Genomic DNA, 8,466 nt, shown 5'->3' on the forward strand with positions numbered 1-8,466 from the left:
TCCTATTCCAATTTAGAATTCTTTACAAGCAATGCCGTTCTCATACAAATATAATTCAAAAAAATGTGCGTCCGATAGCTTTATTCCGATTCTGCCGGATTTTCCGCAGATACCTTTTGGCTCAGGCTTTCAAGTTCGCAAAAAATACTTCCGTCAAAAATGCTGCGAATTTTCGTTACGTACTCCGCCGGTTCCTCTTTCATACCCTTGTTGGCCCATCGTACAATCATGCCGACAAAAGCAGTAGATATAAATTCGGTAATAAATCCCCATTTTTCTTCTTCAAATTCTGCATTTTGAAGGTTTTCTATTATTGATATCGAGATATCCCGGATGTAATCATGTAGATATTCCTGAAAAGAATTTTGTCCGGTTGTATTGAGCGCGTTAATATAAAACGCCTTGTTCTGCCGCATATAATTACACAAATCCACCAGACCGTCCATCCAATGCTCTACCGTGTTATAGGAGCTTATCAAGCGGGCGGTTTCGGTATAGTAAATCCAGTTCATAAGATCATACTTGTCCTTGAAATGATAATAAAATGCTTGCCTTGTCAGCCCGCAATTTTCAACAATATCGCTCACGCAGATCCTGTTGAAGGCATTCTTTGCCATAAGTCCCTTTAAGGAATTGGCAAGTGCCAGCTTGGTAATGTTTGAATCCGACATGATAAACCTCCTCTCCCCAAGCCGGGCATAATTGCCCATAATACCGCTAATGGACAGTTTCCCATATGTAAAAAAATCCAAACATAGGTACCAATGAAAGCCTAAATACCGTAAGTACATTTGCAGCGTTTAAAATATTACCTCGGCTGTTTCTTATAATTATTAATTATTAATCTAAAAGCTGTTTAGCCTAGACTATAAATCTATCTATAAATTGCTTTGCAGCTTGATTTAATTCATACCACTCATACTTCAGGTTCTCAAATTGATCTTTCCCTTCGGATGTAATGCCGTAAAATTTCAGCATCGTTTTGTTGGAGGTTTCTTTTATACCACTTTTAATAAATCCTTCTTTTTGCATTTTTTTTAACAGAGAATATATTATAATTTCCGATGTCTCAAACGCATCTTGAAGTGTCATGCTCAGTTCACATTCATAAGCATCCTTACTAAATAAAATTGCTAAAATGCAAATCTCTATTATGCCTTTTTTTAGATGAATGTCCATAACACTTTTTCCCTTCTATTTGAGTTTTGATCTATTGCCCAAATAAACACCATGTACACTGTCTTTCAATATTAATTTGTTTTTTCTCAGCAGTCGTAAAATTCCGTGAATCAGGGAATCCGCATCAAGCTTATATATCCTGAATAGCTCGCTTCGCGTACCCTGCCCGATAAAGTGGTCCGGAAAGCCAAACATTTTAATCTCAATATTAAGTTCATACCTGTTTAACAGCTGCAAAACATTGCTTCCAAGTCCTCCGATTATAGAATGATCCTCAATTGTCACTACTTTCTTTATTCTCGTTGCGGAACCGATGATCAATTCTTCATCCAGGGGCTTCAGAAATCTAACGTTAATTAAATCAACGGAAATTCCCTCATTCTTTAGTGTCGCCGCTACTTGAAGGGAGGTTTCCACCATATTCCCGGCCGTAACAATGGTAACATCAGTACCCTTACAAATTCTTATCCCTTTATGCCAGGTTACCGGGTCTTTAATATCTGATAATACAACCTTGCCTTTTCCTCTGGGATACCTTATTGCAATAGGTCCATTATGTTCCATGACAGCATATCTCAACATCTGTTTAAGCTCTCTGTAATCGCATGGAGAAAGAATAGACATATTAGGTATATGACTGAGGTATGACAAGTCGTAGATTCCCTGATGTGTTTCTCCATCCTCACCTACAACGCCAGCCCTGTCTATAGCAAATGTCACGTGCAAATTCTGCGCTGCAACATCGTGAAGAATTTGATCATAAGCCCGCTGCAGGAAGGATGAATATACTGCGAAAACAGGCTTAAGTCCGCTTTTTGCCATGCCGGCCGCAAATGTTACGGCATACTGTTCAGCAATGCCCACATCAAAAAATCTTTTCGGATATTTTTGGGAAAACTCGTTGAGTCCCGTACCGTCCGGCATCGCAGCGGTAATGGCTACGAGTTTGCATTCTTCTCCGGCAAGTTTCACCATTTCTTTCCCGAAAATAGCCGAATAGCTATCTTTTTTATCATTCAATGTTTCACCGGACCGTATTTCAAAAGAGGATACGTTGTGGAAAGCATGGGGTTTTTCCTCCGCCGGCCCGTAGCCCTTCCCTTTTTGGGTACGGACATGAATCAGCACAGGCCCTTTTATAAACCTAGCCTTTGAAAAGATATCGATAAGCTCATTCAAATCATGTCCGTCTATAGGACCGAAATACTTAAACCCAAGCTCTTCAAACAAGGTCCTGTGCATGATCATATATTTGATTGCACCTTTAATTCTGTTCAGGCCTTCGGCAAGAGGCTCACCAATACCTGGTATTCTGTTAAAAGCCTGTTCCAATAGCTCTTTTGACTTGAAATAAGCGGGCTCTGTCCTTATTTGCGCCAAATGCTTTGAAAGCCCTCCAACATTTTGTCTTATGGAAAAATTATTATCATTAAGGACTACAATCAAGTTGTTCAATGACCTTCCGGCATCATTTAATGCTTCAAAAGCCATTCCTCCGGTTAGGGCACCATCTCCGATTACTGAAATAACGGAGTAGTTTTCGTTTTTAATATCCCTTGCCTTTGCAAGACCCAGTGCAGCAGATATGGAGGTACTGCTGTGCCCGGTATTAAAAATATCATGCTCACTTTCACTTGCTTTGGGAAAGCCGGAGATGCCATTTAGCGTCCTGAGTGTACCGAATCTTTCCTTTCTGCCTGTAAGAATTTTATGGGTATAGGACTGATGTCCAACATCCCATATAATTTTATCCTTTGGAGAATCAAAAATAAAATGGAGTGCAATCGTAAGCTCTACTGCACCCAAATTTGAAGCCAGATGACCTCCCGTCTTTGATACTGATCCTATCAGAAGCTTTCTGATTTCTTCCGCCAATTGCTTCAATTGCATTCTATTCAGTTTTTTGATATCACTTGGCACGTTGATGCGTCCTAATAGATTGTCCACCGGAGTTTTTCCTTTCCTTCACCTCTTTATTTTCCACTTCCACCTTCACATTCTTTTTTATAACAAACCTGTTCATAAACATTTGCTGGGCTATCTGATAAATATTTCCCACAATCCAGTAAAGGCCCAGACCGGCAGGTACGCTGAAAGAAATAAATGCGGTCATGACAGGAGACACCCACATCATGCTTTTTTGCATGGATGCTTGCATTTGGTTATCACTTGTCTGAGGTGTTTGCTGCATAGAATATTTAACAGAGATATAGGTCGTAATTGCTGATAATATTGGAATTAGAAGCAAAATTAGATTTTGTGCACCTACAACATCTCCAAAAAGCTTTTGATAATTCCATGTAGGAATTGCCCCAAGGTTAATACCAAGAAAATTCATATTAAGCAATTCTTCTTTTTTTAGCATTTGACTAACACTTGCCAATTCCTCCGTATGCTTCCCGAAGTAAGTGATAATGCTCAAGTCACGTATATTTGATATTCTATCGGGACCTATCGGTATTTTTTCGAATAAGTGCAAAATAGTTTCCGGTGACTTTCCAACCATATACCTCAAAGGCTGTGAGATTACATAATATAATGAAAAAAGAATAGGCATCTGAATCAGCAGCGGCAAACAGCCGCCAGCAGGGTTTACTTTATTTTCCTGGTAAAGTTTCATCATTTCTTCATTCAGCTTTTCCTTATCGTTTTTATATCTCTTTTGTATTTCCTGCATTTGAGGCTGAATTTCGCTAAGCTTTGATGTTGAATGATACTGCTTTATATAAAGTGGTAGTAAAAGTGTTTTTACCATAACCGTCAACAGTATGATTGCAATACCATAATTTTTAAACGCAAGCATATCATATATAAATTTCAACACATATCCCATGGGAATTGCAATAAAGTCAAGCATCATACACCTTCTTTCGCACATTACAGCATTTTTACATAAAACATATTTGTAAATTCATATTTCTAATATCTCTTTTAATCTATGAACATTTTTCCCGCTGCCAAATTTGACAATCTCCATAGATGCACAATATTTATCTGCCAGCAGCACAACGAAAGCTTCCCTGTACCTTGGCAATCTTATGGTTAAAGGCCACATATGCTTCTGTATGATGTCCTTTTCTCTGTCATTCAAATTGAAATATTTGTTTGCATTTTGTAATGCAATATGAGGATGAATAAATCCATGCAGTCCTTTATACGGCTTTCCTGTATGCCAGTCATACAGGAAAAAGTCATGCAGTAGCCCACCTCTGGCTGCTGAACGGTAGTCAAATCCCAGCTGCCTGCATACCAGATAGCTGATGTATGACACAAATAGGCTGTGCTCAAGGCAGTTTATATCACCATGCTGTATAAAATTTTTCATTGAATCTACCATCTCATGTTGAATCAGATCACTAATACATTCTTTATATTCTTCCTCATGGGAGGAATCTGCTCTTAAGTTCAACTTTGATTTTATCAATTCTATCATTCAAAATGCTCCTTATATCACGGTTTAAAATACCTGCATTTAAAATTAACAGCCGGGGGAATGCAAGGAAAAACCTTTTATATTTAATGATCTTTTCATAATATTTATTGACCGGTAAATTCGAATAATTAATAATCACTTCTCTTAAATCCAGGGCATCAAGTACAGACTTCGCGGTATCCGTCAGGAAGTACAGGATTATAAGCGTTGCAATATAGCCCTTCGTTGACACAGGTACGGAAAAAACCAGTTCTGAAAGAGCAGGATGTGCCACCTGTACCAAAAAAAATGCCAGTATACCCCAGAGAAGTGAATATTGCAAACATATATATCCCTTAAGATTCATAACATTATTGCTGTAATCCCACCATTTGCAGATAAAAACTTTCTCTAAAGCAAATCCTGTGATATACTCCAATGCAGTAACCAAAAGAATCGAAAACAATATGCTTATGAATAATGATGTCGAATAATCTTCAAAAACAACGGTAACCCACTTTGAAGATTGAACAATCAGTATAGCGCCAAATCCATAGATCGGGCAAAAGAAACCGGTTAAAAACCCTCTATTGATTAGCTTTCTTTCGTTTATGCTTGCAAATATTGTTTCCATTAACCAACCTAAAAAAGAATATATTGCAAAGAATAACACCAAATCTGAAAATCCACTCACACTTCTATACCCCTTTCATTTATAATGCAGTCCTTAAAAGCGGTTTGACCTGAGCACTGAAAGGATCAGACCGACAATCATTATGCCGGCTATAACCAAGCCTACCTTTAAGACAGTTATATTAAGAACATATATTTCTGCACCGGTATGGGCACTCATCCCTGAACCTACAACAATTCCTGCAATTATTATACTGACAGCCAGCAGTATGATACTGAAGGATAGTCTGGTAAAAATCCTGTCTATTCGTTTTTCAATGCGTTCAATACCTTTCATTTTAAACTGCATGGTGAATTCGTCATCTTCCATTTTCCTTAAAAAATTGAGCAAAAAGGAGGGGAATTCTCTTAATAAGCTTCCGTAATCCAATACTCCGCCAAAAACTTCCTTGCCAATTTTTTCAGGGGAAAATGTCTTGAACATAAGTTTCCTTGCAATAGGTTCTGAAATTTCCAGGACATTCAACTCCGGATCAAGCTTTTCAACCAACCCTTCTAGTGTAACAAGGGATTTTGCAAGCATCGTAAACTCGCCGGGAATCACTATATTATAAGAAAATGCGAGATTGAAAATCTCGTTGAACACTTCACCTACCTTTATTTCATTCAAAGGTACCGACAGGTATTTATCCCGCATAATATCAATTTCTTTTTCAAGTTTTTTGATATTTATATGGTGTGTCATGGCATCCAGTCCAACAATAGCCTGTATAATCAACCTGCTGTTCTTAAAAGCTATTCCCATCAGCATTTTTAAAAACTGGGCTTTGCGCTCTTCATTTAGCTTGCCTACCATCCCCAAATCCAGGAAAACAATCGCATTACCGGGCATGACCATAATATTGCCCGGGTGTGGATCTCCATGGAAAAAACCATCCCTTAAAATCTGGTTGAATATTGATACCGCAAGATTTCTGGCAATTACTCTTCGATCCAGCCCGGCCTTATCCAGTGCAGGAAAATCGTTAAGGCGTATTCCCTCTATATACTCCATCGTGAGTACACGCCTTGTCGTATGAATCCAGCTAATATCAGGCACTTTAACACCTTTGTCTTTAGAGAAGTTTTCCTTGAATGTTTCAGCATTTTCCCCCTCGAACCTGAAATCCAGTTCATTTTTTAGTGTGCTTTCAAACTCCTGTACCATTTTGGTAAAGTCGTAAAGCTTTCCGAATTTGGTGTGGTTATCGATAAAGGATGCAAGGTCTGCCAGTACCTTTAAGTCCAGGTATATATTCCGTTCAATCCCCGGCCTTTGCACCTTTACTACCACTTTTCTGCCTGAGTTCAGCCGGGCAAGATGCACCTGGGCCATGGATGCAGCTGCCAGGGGTATCTCGTTAAATTCCTTAAAGATATTTTGAAGCTTGTCGTCAAATTCACTTTCTATCAGGGACTTTACATCCTCAAAGGGAAAAGGAGAGACGGCATCCTGCAGCTTTTCGAGTTCTGCAATTACGTCAGGAGGAAGAATGTCTGGCCTTGTACTTATTATCTGACCAAGCTTTACAAATGTCGGGCCGAGTTCCTCCAGCGAAAGCCTCAAACGTTCGCCGATTGAAAGCTTTTCATTACTATTCTCATCTTTGTCCTTCCCGAATCTTTTCTTAATTTTTATATTGAGGTAGTCAAAGATCCCCAGTTGATCGATAAGCGTACCAAAGCCATGCCTGGCAAATACCAGGATAATCTGCCTGTACCTCTTAATATGTCTGTAGCGGCTAATAACAACCAATTATATTACAGCCTGTTCCAGTATTTTTTGTAGCTTTAATTCTATTGTAACCCGATTTCAGTCATACCATTTCATCAGGCTGGCTCCCCAGGTTAAGCCTGCTCCAAATCCGGTTAACAGCAATATGTCGCCTTTTTTAACTTTGCCATTGTTACATGCCTCGGACAAAGCGACAGGTATGGAAGCCGAAGACATATTGCCGTAATATTCGATGTTGCAATACATCTTTTCCGGGGGCATTTTCAGTCTTTCCGAAACGGAGAGCAGTATCCGTTTATTTGCCTGGTGGGGTATTATTAAGCTTATATCCTCCAGTCCCACCCCTGTTTTATCAACAACCTGTTTTATCATCTTTTCAAAAATCCTTACTGCAAACTGGAAAACTTCTCTACCGTTCATGGCGATTGTATTCAACCTGCCGTCTAAAAGGTCATGAGTCAGAGGCAGTCTTGAACCTCCTGCCGGTATCTTTAGCAAATCCGCCCCTGAACCGTCCGCACCCATTATGCTTCCCAGGGTGCCAAAACCCTCCGGTACTTCCCCTACGATAACCGCACCTGCTCCATCACCGAATAGAATGCTCGTGGTAAGGTCATCATAGTTAGTAATTCTTGAATAGGTGTCAGCCCCAACCAAGAGTATATTGTTATACTGCCCCGATGATACATAATTTACGGCAATGTCCAGCCCATACATAAACCCGGTACACGCTGCGGAAACATCGAATGCTGCTGCGTTGCATGCACCTATCCCATGTTGAATCAGACACGCAGTTGAAGGGAATATCATATCGGGTGTTGTGGTAGCAACGATAATCAAATCAATATCTCCCGGCGATAGGCTTGCTCTATCAAGCGCTGATAACGCAGCTTTTACAGCCAGGTCCGATGTAGCTACGTTGAATTCGGTTATCCTTCTTTCTTTTATCCCCGTCCTTTCTTCTATCCAGTTTTCGGTTTTCCCGAAACGCCCGGCCAGTTCGTGGTTGGTTAAGACCAAATCGGGCAGGTAATATCCATATCCTAAAATTCCTACGCTTCTCACAGATGAATATAACCCCTTTTCATCCTATTATTAAATTTCTGACCTTGTTTCAGCCTTCAATCTTTCCGTGCATTACCTTCTGATAATTTTTTAACAATAATCGGACGTCCGTACTAACAACGCTACAAAAAAGTTCTAAAGGGTAAATATAAACAAATTTATTACTTTGAATTCAAGCTTTTCTTAAGATTGCTGATGTCTTCTTTTCTGGCGATTCCTTCATCGTTTATCACACTCAAAAGCTCTTCACGCAGTATTTCTCTTATGTCATCTTTTTTGACAAGATTACTTAGATCCAAAGAATCTTTGAGGCTCTTGCTCATAATCGTGGGAAAAAGCTGGACATTGACCCTGCTCTATGTTATGATATAATTAAATTTTGTGAGCGGGAGAGATGATTATG

9 protein-coding genes are annotated in these 8,466 nt (G+C 39.4%); all 9 read right to left on the bottom strand.

The genetic code is table 11. The features are described from left to right. Positions 1-80: 80 nt before the first annotated feature. The 9 genes from dhaS to K364_RS26850 all read right to left on the bottom strand — a co-directional run bounded on the left by dhaS (position 81) and on the right by K364_RS26850 (position 8,362). Positions 81-671: a dihydroxyacetone kinase transcriptional activator DhaS gene (dhaS, locus tag K364_RS0119095; RefSeq protein ID WP_028309345.1), complete on the bottom strand. Its 591-nt coding sequence runs from the start codon at positions 669-671 to the stop codon at positions 81-83. Between the two features lie 190 nt (positions 672-861). Further along, on the bottom strand, positions 862-1,179 hold the full coding sequence (locus tag K364_RS0119100; RefSeq protein ID WP_028309346.1) for a PadR family transcriptional regulator: 318 nt from the start codon (positions 1,177-1,179) through the stop codon (positions 862-864). Between the two features lie 15 nt (positions 1,180-1,194). Continuing rightward, positions 1,195-3,069: a 1-deoxy-D-xylulose-5-phosphate synthase gene (gene dxs, locus K364_RS24840; protein ID WP_051534254.1), complete on the bottom strand. Its 1,875-nt coding sequence runs from the start codon at positions 3,067-3,069 to the stop codon at positions 1,195-1,197. 19 nt (positions 3,070-3,088) lie between these two features. Beyond that, positions 3,089-4,036 carry a YidC/Oxa1 family membrane protein insertase gene (locus K364_RS24845; protein ID WP_051534233.1) on the bottom strand — a complete coding sequence of 316 codons (948 nt, stop codon included), beginning with the start codon at positions 4,034-4,036 and terminating at the stop codon, positions 3,089-3,091. A gap of 54 nt (positions 4,037-4,090) precedes the next feature. Continuing rightward, entirely contained in the window at positions 4,091-4,612 is a 522-nt protein-coding gene (locus K364_RS0119115) for an HD domain-containing protein (RefSeq protein WP_028309347.1), read from the bottom strand. Then, the gene (locus tag K364_RS0119120) at positions 4,560-5,225 is read right to left on the bottom strand and encodes a putative ABC transporter permease (protein WP_051534255.1); all 666 of its coding nucleotides are present in this window, start codon (positions 5,223-5,225) and stop codon (positions 4,560-4,562) included. The genes K364_RS0119115 and K364_RS0119120 overlap by 53 nt, the downstream gene beginning before the upstream one ends. Before the next feature lie 93 nt (positions 5,226-5,318). Then, a complete protein-coding gene (gene ubiB, locus K364_RS0119125; RefSeq protein ID WP_028309349.1) occupies positions 5,319-7,019 on the bottom strand; it encodes a 2-polyprenylphenol 6-hydroxylase in 1,701 nt (566 codons plus the stop codon). Between the two features lie 57 nt (positions 7,020-7,076). After that, entirely contained in the window at positions 7,077-8,063 is a 987-nt protein-coding gene (locus K364_RS0119130; RefSeq protein WP_028309350.1) for a 3-oxoacyl-ACP synthase III family protein, read from the bottom strand. Positions 8,064-8,224: 161 nt separating this feature from the next. Further along, a complete protein-coding gene (locus K364_RS26850) occupies positions 8,225-8,362 on the bottom strand; it encodes a hypothetical protein (RefSeq protein WP_156946535.1) in 138 nt (45 codons plus the stop codon). Between the last annotated feature and the right edge of the window lie 104 nt (positions 8,363-8,466).

This window comes from Desulfitibacter alkalitolerans DSM 16504 (assembly GCF_000620305.1).
GTDB classification, from domain to species: Bacteria; Bacillota; DSM-16504; order Desulfitibacterales; family Desulfitibacteraceae; genus Desulfitibacter; species Desulfitibacter alkalitolerans.